The organism is Streptomyces humicola (assembly GCF_024436035.1).
Classification (GTDB): domain Bacteria; phylum Actinomycetota; class Actinomycetes; order Streptomycetales; family Streptomycetaceae; genus Streptantibioticus_B; species Streptantibioticus_B humicola.
This window is the reverse complement of record NZ_JANFNG010000020.1, coordinates 43,012-59,764: the sequence shown is the minus strand read 5'-3', so window position 1 is coordinate 59,764 and position 16,753 is coordinate 43,012. Positions and strand designations below refer to the sequence as shown.

Below are 16,753 nucleotides of genomic sequence, written 5' to 3'. Positions count from 1 at the left end.
GGAGGGGGAGGCACTCGCGTCGACGGCATCACCAGCGAGGAACGGCGGGACTGCCCCAGCCCGGGTCGGCCCTGAGCATCGCGGCGGCATCGTCGCGGTCGCGCATGGCACCGTCGTCGTCCAGCCACCGCTGATGGAGCCTCTTGAGCGCCTCGTGGTCGAGTTCGACGCCGAGGCCGGGGGCGTCGCTGACGGCGAGACGGCCGCCGCAGAAGGTGTGGCGCTCGGTGATGACGTCCTCGGTCTGCCACGGGTAGTGCGTGTCGCAGGAGTGGTCGAGGTTGGGGACGGTCGCGGCGACATGCGTCATCGCGGCGAGGCTGATGCCGAGATGCGTGTTGGAGTGCATGGACAGACCGACGCCGAATGCACGGCAGATCGCGGCGAGTTCGCGGGTGTTGCGCAGTCCGCCCCAGTAGTGGTGGTCCGAGAGCACCACCTGGACGGCACCGGTCGTGAACGCCTCCCTGATCTCCGGGAAGGTGGTCACGCACATGTTGGTGGCCAGCGGGGTGTCGCAGGCGGCGGCGACCTCGGCCATGCGGGCGGTGCCGCTCGCCGGGTCCTCCAAGTACTCCAGGACGCCCGCCAGTTCGCGCGCGACATACAGCGAGGTCTCCACCGACCAGGCACCGTTGGGGTCCAGCCGCAGCGGACGGCCGGGGAACGCCTCGGCGAGCGCGCGGACGGCGGCGATCTCCTCGTCGGGCGGGAAGACGCCGCCCTTGAGCTTGAACGAGGAGAACCCGTAGGTGCGCGCGAAGCGCCGGGCCTGGGCGACGACGCCCTCCGGGTCGAGTGCGGCGCCCCAGTCGTCGGGCTCGCCCGCACCGCCGGGGTGGGTGGCCCACCGGTAGAAGAGGTAGGCGCTGTAGTCGACGTGGTCACGGATCTTGCCGCCGAGCAGTGCGTGGACCGGCAGGCCCAGGGACGTGCCGAGGGCATCGAGGCAGGCGACCTCGAAGCCGGAGACGACCGAGAGCCGCAGCTTGTCGGCGGTGCGCACGCCGCGCAGTCCGCCGACGTCGACGGCGTCGGAGACGTCCTGGGGCTCACCGCACACCCGGTCGGCCAGGGTGAACAGCCCGTTCAGCTCACTGACCAGATGTCCGGGCAGGGCATCGGCGAGCGAGCGGGCGAGGTCGAGGTAGGCGGTGTCGCCGTAGGTCTCGCCGATGCCGGTGATGCCGTCCGCAGTGAGGACCTCGATGATCAGACGAGGGGTGTACGGCTGGTGAACACCCTGGACGTTGAGGAGTGGCGGGTCCGCGACGAGGACCGGGGTGAGCCGGACCTCCGTGATGGCGAGGGAAGCGCGCCGGAGGCCACCTGTTCGCATATCTGAATTTTGTTCACCCATAGAGTCAGAGGCTAGGCGCGTGCGCGCCAAGCGTCAATGCCGCCCACTGGACGACATACCGACTGGTCGGCATGATGGTGCGGAGAGCCCGCCGAGCCCCCGAGGAGCCGTCCATGAGCACCGACACCCCACCCGGCCTCGACCCGGAGCGGCTGCGCGCCCATCTGGACCGGGAACGGCCGGGCCTGGTGCGCGGCCCCCTGCAGGCAACGCTCATCGAGGGCGGCCGGTCCAACCTCACCTACACCGTCACGGACGGCAGTTCACGCTGGGTGGTCCGCAGGCCGCCGCTCGGCCACGTCCTCGCCACCGCGCACGACATGGCCCGCGAGTTCACGGTGATCAAGGCGCTGCACCCCACGCCTGTCCCCGTCCCCGAAACACTGCTGCTCTGCGACGACGCCGACGTGATCGGGGCACCTTTCTACGTCATGGAGCACGTCGACGGCACGCCGTACCGCATCGCCGCACAGCTCGCCGCGATCGGCCCGGAGCGCACCCGCGGCGTGGTGCTCGCACTCCTCGACACCCTCGTCGACCTGCACGCCGTCGACCCCGAGGCGGCCGGGCTCGGCTCGTTCGGACGCCCGGACGGGTTCCTCGAACGACAGCTGCGCCGCTGGGCCAAGCAGCTCGCCGCCTCGCGCAGCAGGGAGCTGCCCGGCATCGACCTCCTCCAGGAGCGGCTCGGCACATCGCTGCCGGCCTCCGGCGCACCGACGGTCGTCCACGGCGACTACCGGCTCGACAACGTACTCGTGGGCCCGGACGACCGGATCCGCGCTGTGCTCGACTGGGAGATGTCGACACTCGGCGATCCGCTCACCGACCTCGGGCTGCTGGTGATGTACAGCGACCGGCTGCCGGTCGAGAACTCTCCCGTCGCCACAGCCAGCAGCGCGCCGGGCCACCCCGGCACCGCAGAGCTGATTTCCCGTTATGCCGAACGCTCGGGCCGGGACGTCTCCGCCGTCGCCTGGTACGCCGCATTCGCGTACTTCAAGCTCGCGGTGATCCTGGAGGGCATCCACTACCGCTTCACCCTCGGCCGGACCGTGGGGGCGGGCTTCGACCGGATCGGCACCCTCGTGCCGGTCTTCATCGACCGCGGACTGACCATCATCAAGGAGGACTGACCGCCATGGACTTCGGTTTCGACGCCCGCACCGAAGAGCTGCGCCAGCGGCTCGGGGCGTTCATGGACGAGCACGTGTATCCGGCCGAACCGGTCTTCGCCGAACAGCGGGAGAACGCCGGCGACCCGTGGTCGCCTCCCCCGGTCGTCGAGGAGCTGAAGGCACAGGCGCGCAGGCAGGGCCTGTGGAACCTCTTCCTTCCGGGGGAGTACGGTGCCGGGCTGACCAATCTGCAGTACGCGCCGCTCGCCGAGATCACCGGCCGCAGCCCGCACCTGGCGCCTCCCGCGCTCAACTGCGCCGCACCGGACACCGGGAACATGGAGGTGCTCAGCGAGTTCGGTTCCGAGCCGCAGCGCAAGCAATGGCTGGAGCCGCTGCTCGCCGGGGAGATCCGTTCCGCCTTCGCGATGACCGAGCCCGATGTCGCCTCGTCCGACGCTGCCAACATCGAGACGCGTATCGAGCGCGTCGGTGACGAGTACGTCATCAACGGCCGGAAGTGGTACATCTCCGGGGCGATGAACCCCAACTGCCGGATCTTCATCGTCATGGGCAAGACCGATCCATCGGCGGAACACCACCGCCAACAGAGCATGATTCTGGTGCCGCGCGACACACCGGGCCTCGACGTCCGGCGCGGGATGCGCGTCTTCGGCTTCGACGACGGGGATCACGGCGGCCATGCCGAGGTGGTCTTCGAGGACGTGCGCGTCCCGGTGGAGAATCTGATCGGCGAGGAGGGCGGCGGCTTCGCCATCGCCCAGGCCCGGCTCGGCCCCGGACGGATCCATCACTGCATGCGGCTGATCGGCATGGCCGAGCGGGCAGTCGAGCTGATGTGCCAGCGCGCTGTGTCCCGTACGGCCTTCGGCAAGCCGCTCGCCGCTCAGGGTGTCGTCCAGGAGTGGATCGCCGAAGCGCGGGTGGAGATCGAACAGTTGCGGCTGCTGGTGCTCAAGACAGCGTGGCTGATGGACACCGTGGGGAACCGGGGCGCGCACACCGAGATCCAGGCCATCAAGATCGCCACACCGTCGGCGGTCCAGAGGATCGTCGACCGGGCGATCCAGGTGCACGGCGCCGGCGGAGTGAGCCAGGACTTCCCGCTCGCCGGACTGTGGTCGGCGGCGCGGTCGTTGCGGCTCGCCGACGGTCCGGACGAGGTGCACAAGCGGTCGCTCGCCCGGCGCGAGCTGAAGAAGTACCGGTAGCGGGGCGCCGGTTGAGGGGGGCGGTCCGCTCCGGCGGTCCGCCCCCCTCCCGCTTCGTGGTGTTCAGCCGAGCGTGACCACGACTCGCCCGGTGGTGGTGCCGTCGGCGACGCGCTGCACCGCCTGCGCCGCGCCGTCGAGCGCGACACGCTCACTGACCAGCGGTTTGACGGCTCCCTCTGCGGCGAGCCGGGTGAGCTCGCGGTGGCACTCCTCGATCGCCGCCGGGTCGTGGGTGTTGTACAGGCCCCAGTGCAGGCCGAGGATCGAGTAGTTCTTGACGAGTGCGTGGTTGAGGCCGGGCGCCGGGATGGTGCCGCTCGCAAAGCCCACGACGACGATGCGGCCTTCGAAGGCGATGCACTTGGTGGATTTCGTGTAGGCGTCGCCGCCCACTGGGTCGTAGACCACGTCGGCGCCCCGGCCGCCGGTGGCCTCCTTCACCACGGCGACGAAGTCCTGCGCGCGCCGGTCGACGACGACGTCGCAGCCCAGCTTGCGGGCCGCATCGGCCTTGTCCGGACCCCCGACGACCCCGATGACCGTGGCGCCCGCCGCCTTGCCGAGCTGAACGGCGGCGCTGCCGACCCCGCCTGCGGCGGCGTGGACGAGCAGCGTCTCGCCGGAGCGCAGCGCGGCGCGGCGGTGCAGGCCGAACCAGCCTGTCTGGTAGCCGATGTGCAGGGCCGCCGCCTCGGCGTCGTCCAAGGCCTCAGGGGCGGGCCGTACGCTCGACGCGTGGACCACCGCCAGTTCGGCGAAGGCACCGCCGGGCAGCACCGGCTGCGCGATCACCCGGCTGCCGGGCGCGACGGAGATGGCCTCCTCGCCCGCCGCCAGCACCTCGCCGCACAGCTCTACGCCCGGGGTGAACGGCAGCGGGGGCCGGACCTGGTATTGGCCCCGGCACAACAGGGCGTCGGGGAAGTTGACGGCGGCCGCCCGCACCCGGACCAGCGCCTGGTCCGGGCCGGGCACCGGGTCAGGTATCTCGTCGAGGTGCATCACCTCGTGCGGCTCCCCGTTCTTCTCGACGCGCCATGCCAGCATCACGCCTCCCGCGTGTTCAGGGCCGCCGTAGCGAATACAGCAGCAGATCAGCGAATTCCGCGGCCACCTGCTCTGCGGAGAGCGGGCCGTCCTCGCGGTACCAGGTGCCCAGGTGGTGCACCGAGCCGAAGAAGTAGTCCACGACGAGATCGGGGCGCGGCCCGGTCCGGAAGGTCCCGTCCCGCTGCCCCTCCTCGATCAGCGATCTGAACATCTCGTGGTAGCGGCGGCGGTCCGCCCGCACCGCCTTGTTCTTCTCGGGGCTGAGTTGGTGCATCGAGCGGAAGAAGATCTTGGTGTCGTCGAGGTTCTCGATGCTGGTGAGGACCACGTCCGCCGCCGCACGGTGCAGACGCTCCCCGACCGTGCCCTCGCCGCCCGCGATCTGCTGCAGGCGCTCGGTCTGCAGCCGCAGCACCCGCGCGTACACCTCGTGCAGCAGGTCGTCCTTGGAGCCGTAGTAGTGGTAGAGGGCGCCCTTGGTGACGCCGGCGGCTTCCACGATCTCCTGGACGGAGGTTCGCTCGAAGCCACGCTCGGCGAAGAGCCGGGTGGCCTCGGCCAGCAGCCGTTGTGCCACGGCCGCCGACTTGCTGCTGGGTGCGTGTGCCACGACTACCGTCCTTTGCGTGCCGGCCTTGGGGTGCTCACCGGCCTTCGAGCTTGCGCTGGAGTTTGTTCATGCCGTCGAGCCAGCGGTCCGGGTCGGCGGCACGGGCACCGTAGTATGCCGCGACCTCCGCGTGCGGCAGGATCAGGAACCGCTCGTCGGCGATGCCGTCGAGCACCGCGTCGGCGACCTGCTCGGGCTCGATCGCGGTGGGGGCGAGCACGAGTTGGCCGGTCTCGCCGGTGCCGGCCAGCATGTCGGTGCGTACGCCCTGCGGACAGACCGCGTGCACGTGGATGCCGCGGTGCCGGTAGGTGAGCGAGAGCCATTCCGCGAAGGCGAGCGCACCGTGCTTGGTCACCGAGTACGGGGCGGCGCCGACCATGGTCAGCAGCCCGGCCGCCGAGACGGTGGCGACGAACCGGCCCTCGCCGCGCTCCAGCCAGCCCGGGAGCAGCACCCTGGCGGCCCTGACATGAGCCATCACATTGACGTCCCAGGCGAGCGCCCAGTCGGCCTCGGGTGCGTCGGGGCCTCCGCCGGTCGGCACTCCCGCGTTGGCGCAGTAGATGTCGATCCCGCCGCCGAGCGCGGCCTCGGCCTGGGCGATCAGTCCGGCGACGCCGTCCTCGCCGGCCGCGTCGCCGGGGAGCGCCACCCCGCCGGTCTCGTCGGCGACCGACTTCGCCGCGTCCGAGTCGAGGTCGTTGACCGCGACCCGCGCGCCCTCGGCGGCGAACCGGCGGGCCAGCGCGGCGCCGATGCCCCGCCCGGCTCCGCTGACGAAGATTCGTACTCCCTGATGAGCGCCCACGACGGCTCCTTTCGGCTCGGCCAGGCAACATACTAACCAGTCGGTATGGCCTTGCGGAAGTCGTCGGGCGTCGCGAGCCGCCCTGGTGGGAACGGCACGCTCCGGCGATGATGCGGGCATGGCGGGCATCGGCGTGGATCCGTACTGGGACGTGAGCTTCGACGCGGACGGGCGGGCCGCCCCGCAGCGCCCGGACGCTCTCGTGCGCTCCATCGCCTCGGCCGGCCTGACCGATCTGATCGTCTTCGCGCACGCGTGGAACAACGACCACCCGACGGCGTCCCGGGTCTTCCGCCGCTTCTTCACACCGTTTCCCGCCCTGCTCGAAGCCGGACGCGCCACCGCCCGCGTCGGATACGCGGGCGTGCACTGGCCGTCGATGCGCTTCACCGACGAAGCCGTCCCCGACTACCGCCCCTCACCCAACGCTGAGGAAGCAGCTGACCGGGCGGTACGGCAGGGCCTCGACCAGCCGACGCTGACCGCACTGACGCAGCAGTTCCCCGGGCGCGCCGACGACCTGGGCCGGATGGCCGAGCTGCTGCGCGACCGACCGGCGTCCGACGACGCGCTCCGGGAGTACATCGGTCTGCTGCGCGGGTTCGTCCGCACGACCGACCACGCATCGGCGCACACCCCGCGGGAGATCTGCGAGTCGTTCGCCGATGCGCTGCAGAGCGCGGGCGCCGGAGCCGCCCCCGGGCAGGCCAGGGTGTGGAGCGGGGCGCGCGAGGTGCTGCGCTGGGCGGTGTACTCGCTGACGGCGCAACGCGCGGGTGTGGTCGGCGAGTCGGGGCTCGGTCCGCTGCTGCGCCGGATCGCCGATGCCGCGCCGACACTGCGCATCCATCTGCTCGGGCACAGCCTCGGGGGGCGTCTGGTCTGCTCCGCGCTGCCGGCGCTGCCACGGGAGCCCGGGTGCGTGCGCTCGGTCACCTTGCTCCAGGGGGCCCTTTCGCACCCTGCCTTGGCTGACCAGCTGCACAGGATCGACGGCCCGCTGGTGGCGTGCCATTCGGTCCACGACAATGCGCTGGGCGTCCTCTACCCGCTCGCCTCGCGCCTGATCGACGGCACCGCTTTCGGCGATGGGCATGCGGCGGTCGGCTACGAGGGTGTGCACGGCGACGGCGCAGCCGTCCGCATGACGCTTGCGCAGACCGCGCCGAGCGCGGGGCCGTTCCCTTCCCGGGGGTGCGTCAGCGTCGACGCGCGGGCGGTGGTACGCGCCGGCCGGCCGCCGGTCGGAGCGCATTCGGACATCTGCCACGCGGCACTGGGACGGGTCGTGCTGCGGGCCGGGCGCATCGTCGGCTGACGATGCGCCCGGCCCTTCCGCGCCCGGTCCGCGGGTTCAGCGGTGCGCGGGGAACTCCACCACCTGCTGGTAGGTGGGCCGGTTCTGCCAGGAGATGCGGTCGTCGTTGATGCCGCCGAGCGGATGCTGCTCGATGGAGTCGGCGCACCACTGGTCGCCGGCCGCGCAGCCCGTGCTGTCGCCGGGGTAGACCTGCGTCGCCGGGGTCGCGACCGCCTGCTTGAGGGTGGCCAGCAGCGTCGCCCGGCAGGCGGTCAGGTCGCCGCCGCCGCAGTACCGCTGGGCGAGGCCGCCCTCGACGTGTTCTCCGAGCACCGCTCGCAGGTCCTTGTCGGCGTAGGAGTACCAGCCGTACTGGAAGGAGCTGCCGGCGTGCCCGCCCGTCGGTCCCTGGCTCGCCGACGGCGGCTGGTCGACCGGGACGTCGGCGGTCAGCGCGTTGTACAGGCCGCTGCCGAGGCCGGGTTCGAACTCCGCCTGCACCAGCAGCGGCCACCAGGCGTCCATGATGCGGATGGCGTCGGAGTCGGCGTAGGTGTGCGAACCCGGAGTGGTCTCGCGCCGCTTGGTTCCGTCCTGGCTCCAGTTCCTCAGCTCGGCGACGGCCTGAGCGAGTTGCGGGTCGGTGATGGGACCGTTGCCCAGCACGGCGAGCAGGTCGGGCAGCACGTCCTCGCCGCGCAGGTCGGTGACGGCGGCGTCGGCCATCGCCTGGGTGAGTTCAGAGCGGGTGACCCCGCCCTTGCGCACCAGTGCCTTGACGCGGGCGTCGAGGAGGTTGGCGCGATGGACCGAGCCGTCGCCGAACCCGGCCGAGGTGTAGTCCTTGGCCTGCTTGTTGTTCCAGGAGATGTAGTAGTCCTGGTCGATGGACTGCGGATGCTGGGAGGGCGGGGTGTAGGCGGCGGTGTTGGTGGCAGGGTCGAAGTCCCGCCATTCGTATTGCTGTTCACCCCGGATGGGCAGGGAGGGGTCGACGCCCGCCGCACGCACGGGGTTCGAGCCGGAGTTGTAGTAGGCGGTCTGCCGGGAGTCCGCGTAGAACCAGTTGAAGGTGTAGTTGATGTGCTGCACGGCGCTCTGGAACGACCTGGCGTCGTGGACGTAGCCGGGATCGTTGAGCATCTGGAAGCCGATGATCGAGTCGGCCTCGTGCATGTACGAGCTGCGCAGCTCGGTATAGGCGACGGGCCGGCCGGCGACCGTGGCCCGGTAGAGCACCAGTCCGTAGTTGGTGCGCAGCATCTGCATGCGGTACGAGCCCGCGGGCGTGGAGTCGGCGAGCGTGGGTGACCAGGAGTCGGAGCGCTCCAGCTTCTCCATCGGGATGCACGAGCCGTGCCACATGTAATACAGGGAGTCCTTGGACGGGGTGCCGCCCTTGGGGTCGCACAGCGGGACGGCGTAGGTGTCTGTGACGTCCTGCGCGGCCGATGTGGCACTCCACGCGTAGTCCTGTCCGCGGCCGAGCTCGACGTAGAGGCTGAGCCCGGCGAAGGCCGCGCCGCGCGCGCTGATGCCGGGCCCCTGGAGCTCTTCGAGCATCAGCAGCTGAGGGGCGAAGTAGCCGGTCTGCGGGCCGAACACAGCGACGGGGTGGCCGCTTGCGGTGTGCTTGCCGGAGACCACGAGGGCGTTGGACATGCCCTTCCGGGGCGAGGAGAGGAGGTTGGCGGGGAGCACGCCGTTGTCGAAGATCCCCTGCAACGGTTTGAGCTTGGCCGGCGCGGCGACCGGGGCCTTCTTGGCCGCCGCGGAGGCGGAGGCCGCGGATCCGGTGCGGTCGTAGACCAGGGGCTCCGGGGTGACGGATCCGGCGTCGGGCAGGGCGACGCCCTGCGGGTGGGCCGGCTCGCCCGCGTACGGGAAGCTCTTGTCGTGGACGGTCAGCACGGCCTCGGGGTCGTTGCGCTCCCGGAAGGAGTCCCAGACCTTTGTGCCTTCGGCGACTCCGTATCTCTGCTGTGCGGCGAGGAGCGAGAGCGCCGACTGGACCTGGCCGCCGCCCCCGGAGCCGAAGAGGGCGCCGATGACCGAGGCGAGGGCGATCAGGTCGGTGAGTCTGAACGGCTGGATTTCACCTATGTTGGTGATCGGGTCGACGTGGCCGGTCAGGTCGTACTCGCCGGGGAAGTATCGTCCTGATTTCGCCTGCGCGATATAGGCGTTGATGCCGTCGACGTAGTTCTGGGCGTCGGCCAGCGCCTGGCGGCCGCGAGCCCCGTTGGCGCTCGCGATCCGGTTCACCTGCGCCTGCAGATCGGCTTCGGTGTACGGGGCGGCTTGGTAGAACTCCTGCTCCAGACCCTGGTTGGCGGCGGCGCCGCCCGCGAACGAGGTGAGCTCCCCGCGGCCGACGTGCCGGAACAGGTCCATCAGCCACAACCGGTCCTGGGCGGCGGCGTATCCGGCGCCGAACTCGGTGCCCGAGCGGGTGGTGCCCTGGATGTGCGGCACGCCGGTGGCCTTGTCGCGGGTGATGGTGACGTCCGGGCGCGGGCTGATCACGGAAGCGATCTGGTCCTTCGGGACGCCGAACGAGGCGTCGTTGAAGAACTGGCTCAGGCTTGCGTCGGTGAGCCCGGGGTAACCGCCGGACAGCGCGTCGTAGGGGCCCAGTTGGTCGGTGCTGTGGGCGGGATGGGTGCCGAAGAGCCGGTTGCCGAGGATGTCGGCGAGGGTTTCGTTGCCGTTCTCGCCGGGCGGCAGGATGTCGTTGCACTGGCCGTGGCAGTAGTCGGCGCCGGAGTCGGCGGCGCGGGCCGCCGGTGTGACGGGTGCGATGAGGGTGGCGCCCAGCGCGAGCAGCGCGGCCGCCGCGGCAGTTCTGAGGTTGAGGGTGCCTGCGGTCTGACGCCCGAGCGGGCCGGACCCCTGCCCGATGGCGGGCAAGGTGGGCCGACTGAGCGCCGGCGAGGCCGTCCGCGCGGTCCGCGAGCAGGAAGACCGCCAGAATTTTCGTCGCATGCCTGCTCCTCCGGTGAGGCAACGCGACGGACGTTACCGCCGGTAGGAGCACATGGGAAGACAAATGAACAAGCAAAGATGAGCCCCCGTCATGTTTCTGCCGGTGGCCGATGATGGCCGCTGCAGCCGGCAGGCGGGAGCCGAATCGCGGACTTGTACGTCCAACTCACAGCACCGCGACGTCGCGCGTCGCCCGTGATGGCCGAGCAATGACCGAGGTGGGACGATATGGCCGGTTTCCGCAGTCTCGCAAGCCAAGTTCGCGATCCACGTCTGGTGGCGGCCCAGCAACGTTCTTCACTGCGCAGATGCCTTGAGCGCTTCGCCCCCTACGGCCACCGGGCGACCTGGCACCATCTGTGCACCCGTGCCAGGTTCGGCACCGAGGACAGGTGGCCGGGGCAGGATCGACTCGTGGCAGCGCTGGAGGAGTTGGAGGAGGCGCGCGCCGTGTGGCTGGCGTACGAGGGGGAGTTCGCCGCCCGCCGCAAGCGCGAGAAGCACAACGGCATACGCCAGCCGACCGCCCTCGACGACTGGCACCGGCGCACCTGGGGCGGGTGCGGGATCGCCTGGTGCGACGACCCGCTGGTCCACCCGACGGACCGGCTCGCCGAGGTGCTGCGCCGGCTCATCTCGGCGCTCCAGTCCGATCCGGGCAACACCTGCCCGGTCTGCCAGGACGTCCGGATCGTCTGGCGCACCGATCTGCACCGCTTCCCGCACACGGGCGCCGTCTGCGGCAACTGCGGCATCGTCGTACCGCAGCCGGTGCTGACGCAGCAGGCGCTCGACGTCGCGAGGGCCGCGCGACTCGCCCTGCACTGAGCCGCCCGTCCGTTGACAGCTCCGCACGGGCGAACCATGCTGGGCAGGCGCGGTGAGCAAGCGCTTAGACAGCAGCCAGTGGGAGGTACGCTATGTCGCAGGCCAGGATCTTCGCCTCGGTGGACGAGCTGCGCACGGCCGTCGGGGAAGAGCTGGGGCCGACGGGCTGGGTGGAGATCGACCAGAAGCGGATCGATCTGTTCGCCGAGGCGACCGGTGACCACCAGTGGATCCACGTCGATCCGGAGAAGGCCGCCCAGGGGCCGTTCGGCACGACCATCGCGCACGGTTACCTGACGCTCTCCCTCATTCCGTCCTTCATGCCCGAGCTGATGGCGGTCGAGGGCGTGACGATGGGCGTCAACTACGGTGTGAACAAGGTGCGTTTCCCCTCCCCCGTTCCGGTCGGCTCACGGCTGCGCGCCTCCGCCCAGCTGGCCGAGGTGAGCGACGTGCCGGGCGGGGCGCAGATCGTCGTGCGCGTGACGATCGAGCGCGAGGGCAGCGACAAGCCGGTCTGCGTCGCGGAGACGGTGGCCCGCTACTACCTGTGAGCGCGGACGTGTGAGCGCGGACGTGTGAGCGCTGACGTGTGAGCACGGCTCGCAGCCGGGTCAACAGGCCGCGGGCCGGACCATCCGGAGCACCAGGTCGGCGTAGAGCCCGCCCAGCTCCTCGGGCGAGCGGCGGCGTTCCGAGCCGAACCAGCGCGCCACGTCGATGCAGAGCGACATCACGGCGAGCGTCGTCCCGGCCAGGTCCGGCACGGCGAAGTCGCCCGCGTCCACACCCTGCTGGATGATGCCTCTGACCACCCGGTCGGTACGGCGGCGCAGATCCACGATCTCGGCAAGGTGCTCCTCGGAGAGCGCGCCCAGCTCGTACTGGACCACCCGGGCCGTGGTGTGGTGCTCGGCGTGCCAGCGGGTGAAGGCCCGCACCGCCGCGGCGAGCCGGTCGGCGGGGGTGCCCTCGCCGGACGAGGCGTCCTCGAGCAGCCGCAGCGCGAGACAGTGGCCGACGCTGCTGATCTGGTAGAGCAGCTCTTCCTTGGTCTTGTAGTGGATGTAGAGGGCGGCGGGGCTCATTCCGGCCCGGCCTGCGATGTCCCGGGTGGTGGTGGCGTGATAGCCGCGCTCGGCGAACGCCTCCACCGCGGCGATCACCAGCCGCCGTGCCGCGTCCGGGGTGATCTGCTGCCACGGCACGTTCGCCACCGGTGCCGTCGTCTCCTCCACACCCATCGCGCGTCCCGTCCTCCCGAGCTCTGCCGCAGTCGGCCTCGCGCGACCACCATACCGTCATGGCTGAGCAAGCGCTTAGGCCAAGCCGGGCGGGGCGCAGTGGGCTAGTAGACGACGAGCGCGCGTCCGCCTCGGCCCGCGAGCATCGCGTCGAAGGCCGCCGGGATCTCCTCCAGGCCGATCCGCTCGGTGACGAGACCACCCAGATCCAGCCGTCCGGCACGGACGTGCTCGGCGAGCACGGGCAGGTCCTTCGCCGGATCGCTGTTGCCGTAGACGCAGCCTGTGAGGGTGCGGGCGAAGTGGAAGAGTTCGAGGGCACTGAAGGTGACCTGCTGGTCCTTGCCGCCGATGCCCACCACCGTGGTGCGGCCGCCGCGGCGGGTCGCGGACCACGCGGTGCGGATGGTCTCCGCGCGGCCGACGCACTCGATGGCCGCATCAGCACCGTAGCCGCCGGTCAGCTTCCTGATCTGCTTGGCCGTCTCCTCGGAGGCGAGGAGGACGTCGGTGGCACCGGCAGCGCGCGCCAGCTCCTCCTTCTCCGGCGAGACGTCCACGGCGACGATCGGTCCGGCCCCTGCGATGCGTGCGGCCTGCAGGACGGCGAGGCCGACCCCCCCGACACCGAAGACGGCGAGCGATTCGCCGGCCCGCAGCCGGGTCGCGTGGTGCACGGCGCCGTAGCCGGTGAGCACCGCGCAGCCGAGAAGGGCCGCCTCGGTGAGCGGCACGCCCGCGGGCAGCGGGAGCACGGCGTTCGCCGCCACCAGGGTCTCCTCGGCGAAGACGGCGGTGCCGAGTCCCGGGTAGAGCTCGCTGCCGTCGTCCGACCGCTTGGCGTACGGGTGCGTGGTGCCCGCCGCGGCGTTGGCGCACAGCCACGGCTCGCCGAGCCCGCAGAAGTGGCACGCCCCGCACGACGGCGCCCAGTTGAGGACCACATGCTCCCCCGGCGTGACGGAGGTGACGCCCTCGCCGACCGCCGCCACCGTGCCGGCGCCCTCGTGGCCGAGCACGGCCGGCACCGGCTGCCGCAGCGTTCCGTTGGAGAGCGAGAGGTCCGAGTGGCAGACCCCGGCGGCCGCGAGCCGCACCCGGACCTGGCCCGGACCGGGCTCCGGCAGCTCGATCTCCGCGATCTCCAGCGGGGCGCCCACGGCGGGCAGGACAGCGGCGCGGACCACAGCGGCTCCTTGCGGTAGTTGCGTGTGCGGGGTTGCGTGTGCGGGTTCGGGGGTCAGGGTGAGGGGATCAGAACTGCAGCGACTTGGTGTGGAGGAACTCGGCCAGGCCGTGGGCGCCGAGCTCCCGCCCCGTACCGGACTGCTTGTACCCGCCGAAGGGGGCCAGCGGGTTGAAGCGGCCGCCGTTGATGTCCACCTGGCCAGTGTCCATCCGGCGGGCGAAGGCGACGGCGCGTTCCTCGTCGTCGCACCACACGGCGCCCGCCAGGCCGTAGACCGTGCCGTTCGCGATCCGCAGCGCCTCATCCTCGTCCTCGTACCGCAGGATGGACAGTACGGGACCGAAGATCTCCTCCTGCGCGATGGTCATGCCGGGCCTCACGTCGGCGAAGACGGTCGGGCGGACGTAGAAGCCCCGCTTGCGGCCCTCCGGTGCCTCGGGGCCGCCCACCACCAGCCGGGCGCCCTCCTCGATGCCCCTGGTGATGTAGCCGCGCACCCGGTCGCGCTGCTTGGCGTTGACGAGCGGCCCCATGCGGGTGGCAGGGTCCGTCGGGTCGCCCGGCACGTACTTGGCGGCGGCGGCCGCGGCGAGCGCGACGGCTTCGTCGTAGCCCTCGGCGTCGACGAGCATCCGGGTCCAGGCGCTGCACGTCTGGCCGGAGTTGGCGAAGACGTTGGCGGCTCCGACGTTGACGGCTCGGGCGAGGTCGGCGCCCGGAAGGATCACATTGGCCGACTTGCCGCCGAGTTCGAGGGCGGTGCGCTTGAGTGAGGCGCCTGCTGCGGCGGCGATCTTCCGGCCGACGGCGGTCGACCCGGTGAACGAGACCATGTCGATGCCCTCGTGCTCGGCGAGCGCCTGGCCCGCGACCGGGCCGTAGCCGGTGACCATGTTGAACACCCCTGCCGGGAAGCCGGCTTCGTGCACCGCCTCGGCGAAGAGCTGGGCGACGAGCGGGGTGTCCTCGGCGGGCTTGAGCACCACCGTGCAGCCTGCGGCGAGCGCCGGGACCACCTTGGCGACGATCTGGTGCAGCGGGTAGTTCCAGGGCGTGATCGCCCCCACCACGCCGACCGGTTCGAGGTGGACGGTGGAGTTGCCGATCCGCTCGGCGAAGGGGTGGGTCTGCAGCAGCGTGGCGTACGAGGCGGCGACCGTGGCCGGCAGATCGGCGCTGACGACGCGGCTGAAGGAGAGCGGCGAGCCGAGCTCCGCGGTCACGGTGGCCGTGATCTCGTCCTTGCGCGACCCGATGGCCTCGCTCAGCGCGGCGATGCATGCGGCGCGTTCGGCGGGCGGGGTGGCCGCCCAGCCGCGGAAGGCCTCGCGCGCGGCCCGGACGGCCGCGTCCACGTCGGCGGGCGTTCCGGCCGGGACGGCGGCGATGACCTGCTCGTCGGCGGGGTTCACCACCTCGACCGTCTCCGGGCCCGCCGGCAGCCGCCAGTCACCGTCGATGTACATCGCCTCGTGGGCCTTCACGTCGTCGTCCTCCCAGAACGGGTGCGGTCGCAGCGGGTGCGGTGACTCGCCGGTAGCTCCTCAACGTAGTCACACCGCAGCAGGCGGCGCCAGGTGCCCCCGCATCATTGACGGCCTGCCGCGCGCAATCCTATGGTCGAGCATAGGATTCAGTGGCGACTAGGTGAGGGAGAGGGAGCAGGCGATGGGCACAACGCACGACGGGGTCGCGGGCGGCTCGGAGGCGGCCCGCAAGATCGCGGCCGGTCTCACGTACTCCCCCGGCTTCGGCAACGAGCACGTCAGCGAGGCGGTGACCGGCGCCCTGCCGGTGGGCCGCAACTCACCACAGCGCGCACCGCTCGGCCTCTACGCCGAGCAGCTGTCCGGCACGGCCTTCACCGAGCCGCGCCACCACAACCAGCGCAGCTGGCTGTACCGGATCCGGCCTTCGGCGGCCCATCCGGCGTTCCACCGGATCGGCAACAGGCAGCTGCGCACGGCACCCTTCACCGAGGTCGAACCCGACCCCAACCGGCTGCGCTGGAACCCGCTGCCGCTCCCCCAGGCGCCGACCGACTTCGTCGACGGCCTGGTGACGGTGGGCGGCAACGGCAACGCGCTGCAGCGGACCGGGATCGGCATCCACTGGTATGCGGCGAACCGTTCGATGACCGACCGGGTCTTCTCGGACGCCGACGGCGAACTGCTGATCGTGCCCGAACGCGGCGGGCTGCTGCTCCGCACCGAGCTGGGGCTGCTGAGCGCCGAGCCGGGGCACGTCGTGCTGATCCCGCGCGGGATCCGCTTCCGGGTGGAGCTGCTCGACGGCGAGGCGCGCGGTTATGTCTGCGAGAACTACGGGCAGCCGTTCCGCCTCCCCGAGCTCGGCCCGATCGGGGCCAACGGCCTGGCGAACGCACGGGACTTCCTCGCGCCCGTCGCCTGGTTCGAGGACCGGGACGAACCGGTCGAGGTGGTGAACAAGTTCGGCGGCAACCTGTGGGCGGCCGAGTACAGCCACTCCCCCCTCGACGTCGTCGCGTGGCACGGCAACCACGTGCCGTACGTCTACAACCTGAATCGCTTCAACGTGCTCGGTTCGATCAGCTACGACCACCCCGACCCGTCCATCTTCACAGTGCTCACCTCGCCGTCCGACACCCCGGGGCTCGCCAATGCGGACTTCGTGGTCTTCGCCCCGCGCTGGCTGGTCGGCGAGGACACCTTCCGTCCTCCGTACTTCCACCGGAATGTGATGAGCGAGTTCATGGGCCTGGTGGAGGGGGCGTACGACGCGAAGGCGGAGGGGTTCGTGCCGGGCGGGGCGTCGCTGCACAACATGATGTCGGCACACGGGCCCGACCGTGAGACCGTCGAGGCGGCGAGCTCGGCCGAGCTGAAGCCGCACAAGGTCGACGACGGCCTGGCCTTCATGTTCGAAACGCGCTGGCCTGTGGTGCCGACGGCGCAGGCGCTCGGCGCGGACCACCGCCAGCCGGGGTACGACGCGGTATGGCAGGGTCTGGAGCGCCACTTCACGTCCTGACCGCATCGGAT

Annotated in this window: 14 protein-coding genes; 6 read left to right on the top strand and 8 right to left on the bottom strand. The window is 71.2% G+C overall.

The features are described 5' to 3' along the window. Nucleotides 1-28: 28 nt before the first annotated feature. Nucleotides 29-1,339 carry a glucarate dehydratase family protein gene (locus tag NGB36_RS22605; protein WP_255922231.1) on the bottom strand — a complete coding sequence of 437 codons (1,311 nt, stop codon included), beginning with the start codon at nt 1,337-1,339 and terminating at the stop codon, nt 29-31. A gap of 134 nt (nt 1,340-1,473) precedes the next feature. Between NGB36_RS22605 and NGB36_RS22600 the strand changes: the two genes are divergently transcribed. Together NGB36_RS22600 and NGB36_RS22595 are read left to right on the top strand one after the other, a co-directional pair. Next, a complete protein-coding gene (locus NGB36_RS22600; RefSeq protein WP_255922230.1) occupies nt 1,474-2,496 on the top strand; it encodes a phosphotransferase family protein in 1,023 nt (340 codons plus the stop codon). 5 nt (nt 2,497-2,501) lie between these two features. Then, nucleotides 2,502-3,710, top strand: a complete 1,209-nt coding sequence (locus NGB36_RS22595; RefSeq protein ID WP_255922228.1) for an acyl-CoA dehydrogenase family protein — start codon at nt 2,502-2,504, stop codon at nt 3,708-3,710. Between the two features lie 63 nt (nt 3,711-3,773). Here NGB36_RS22595 and NGB36_RS22590 read toward each other — a convergent pair whose 3' ends face one another. From NGB36_RS22590 to NGB36_RS22580, 3 genes are read right to left on the bottom strand one after another with little or no spacing between them, the layout of a single operon-like run. Next, complete coding sequence (locus NGB36_RS22590) at nt 3,774-4,760, bottom strand: NADPH:quinone oxidoreductase family protein (protein WP_255922227.1); 987 nt, start codon at nt 4,758-4,760, stop codon at nt 3,774-3,776. A 16-nt stretch (nt 4,761-4,776) separates the two neighbouring features. After that, nucleotides 4,777-5,373: a TetR/AcrR family transcriptional regulator gene (locus NGB36_RS22585; protein ID WP_255922226.1), complete on the bottom strand. Its 597-nt coding sequence runs from the start codon at nt 5,371-5,373 to the stop codon at nt 4,777-4,779. Nucleotides 5,374-5,407: 34 nt separating this feature from the next. Further along, the gene (locus tag NGB36_RS22580) at nt 5,408-6,184 is read right to left on the bottom strand and encodes an SDR family oxidoreductase (protein WP_255922225.1); all 777 of its coding nucleotides are present in this window, start codon (nt 6,182-6,184) and stop codon (nt 5,408-5,410) included. A 118-nt stretch (nt 6,185-6,302) separates the two neighbouring features. On the opposite strand from NGB36_RS22580, the gene NGB36_RS22575 reads away from it, so the two are divergent. After that, a complete protein-coding gene (locus NGB36_RS22575; protein ID WP_255922224.1) occupies nt 6,303-7,502 on the top strand; it encodes a hypothetical protein in 1,200 nt (399 codons plus the stop codon). Between the two features lie 36 nt (nt 7,503-7,538). Here NGB36_RS22575 and NGB36_RS22570 read toward each other — a convergent pair whose 3' ends face one another. Then, nucleotides 7,539-10,469: a penicillin acylase family protein gene (locus NGB36_RS22570; protein WP_255922223.1), complete on the bottom strand. Its 2,931-nt coding sequence runs from the start codon at nt 10,467-10,469 to the stop codon at nt 7,539-7,541. A gap of 228 nt (nt 10,470-10,697) precedes the next feature. Between NGB36_RS22570 and NGB36_RS22565 the strand changes: the two genes are divergently transcribed. Together NGB36_RS22565 and NGB36_RS22560 are read left to right on the top strand one after the other, a co-directional pair. Continuing rightward, nucleotides 10,698-11,297 carry a hypothetical protein gene (locus NGB36_RS22565; protein ID WP_255922222.1) on the top strand — a complete coding sequence of 200 codons (600 nt, stop codon included), beginning with the start codon at nt 10,698-10,700 and terminating at the stop codon, nt 11,295-11,297. Between the two features lie 92 nt (nt 11,298-11,389). Next, nucleotides 11,390-11,851 (top strand): MaoC family dehydratase, encoded by a 462-nt coding sequence (locus NGB36_RS22560; RefSeq protein ID WP_255922220.1) that lies wholly within the window; start codon nt 11,390-11,392, stop codon nt 11,849-11,851. Nucleotides 11,852-11,911: 60 nt separating this feature from the next. Here the strand turns inward: NGB36_RS22560 and NGB36_RS22555 are convergent, their stop codons facing one another. The 3 genes from NGB36_RS22555 to NGB36_RS22545 all read right to left on the bottom strand — a co-directional run bounded on the left by NGB36_RS22555 (nt 11,912) and on the right by NGB36_RS22545 (nt 15,214). Continuing rightward, a complete protein-coding gene (locus NGB36_RS22555; protein ID WP_255922219.1) occupies nt 11,912-12,541 on the bottom strand; it encodes a TetR/AcrR family transcriptional regulator in 630 nt (209 codons plus the stop codon). Nucleotides 12,542-12,645: 104 nt separating this feature from the next. Next, a complete protein-coding gene (locus NGB36_RS22550) occupies nt 12,646-13,728 on the bottom strand; it encodes a Zn-dependent alcohol dehydrogenase (RefSeq protein ID WP_255922218.1) in 1,083 nt (360 codons plus the stop codon). A gap of 67 nt (nt 13,729-13,795) precedes the next feature. Further along, on the bottom strand, nt 13,796-15,214 hold the full coding sequence (locus NGB36_RS22545) for an aldehyde dehydrogenase family protein (RefSeq protein WP_255922217.1): 1,419 nt from the start codon (nt 15,212-15,214) through the stop codon (nt 13,796-13,798). 184 nt (nt 15,215-15,398) lie between these two features. Between NGB36_RS22545 and hmgA the strand changes: the two genes are divergently transcribed. Next, nucleotides 15,399-16,742, top strand: coding sequence for a homogentisate 1,2-dioxygenase (hmgA, locus tag NGB36_RS22540; RefSeq protein WP_255922216.1), 1,344 nt, complete (start codon nt 15,399-15,401; stop codon nt 16,740-16,742). Nucleotides 16,743-16,753 lie beyond the last annotated feature (11 nt).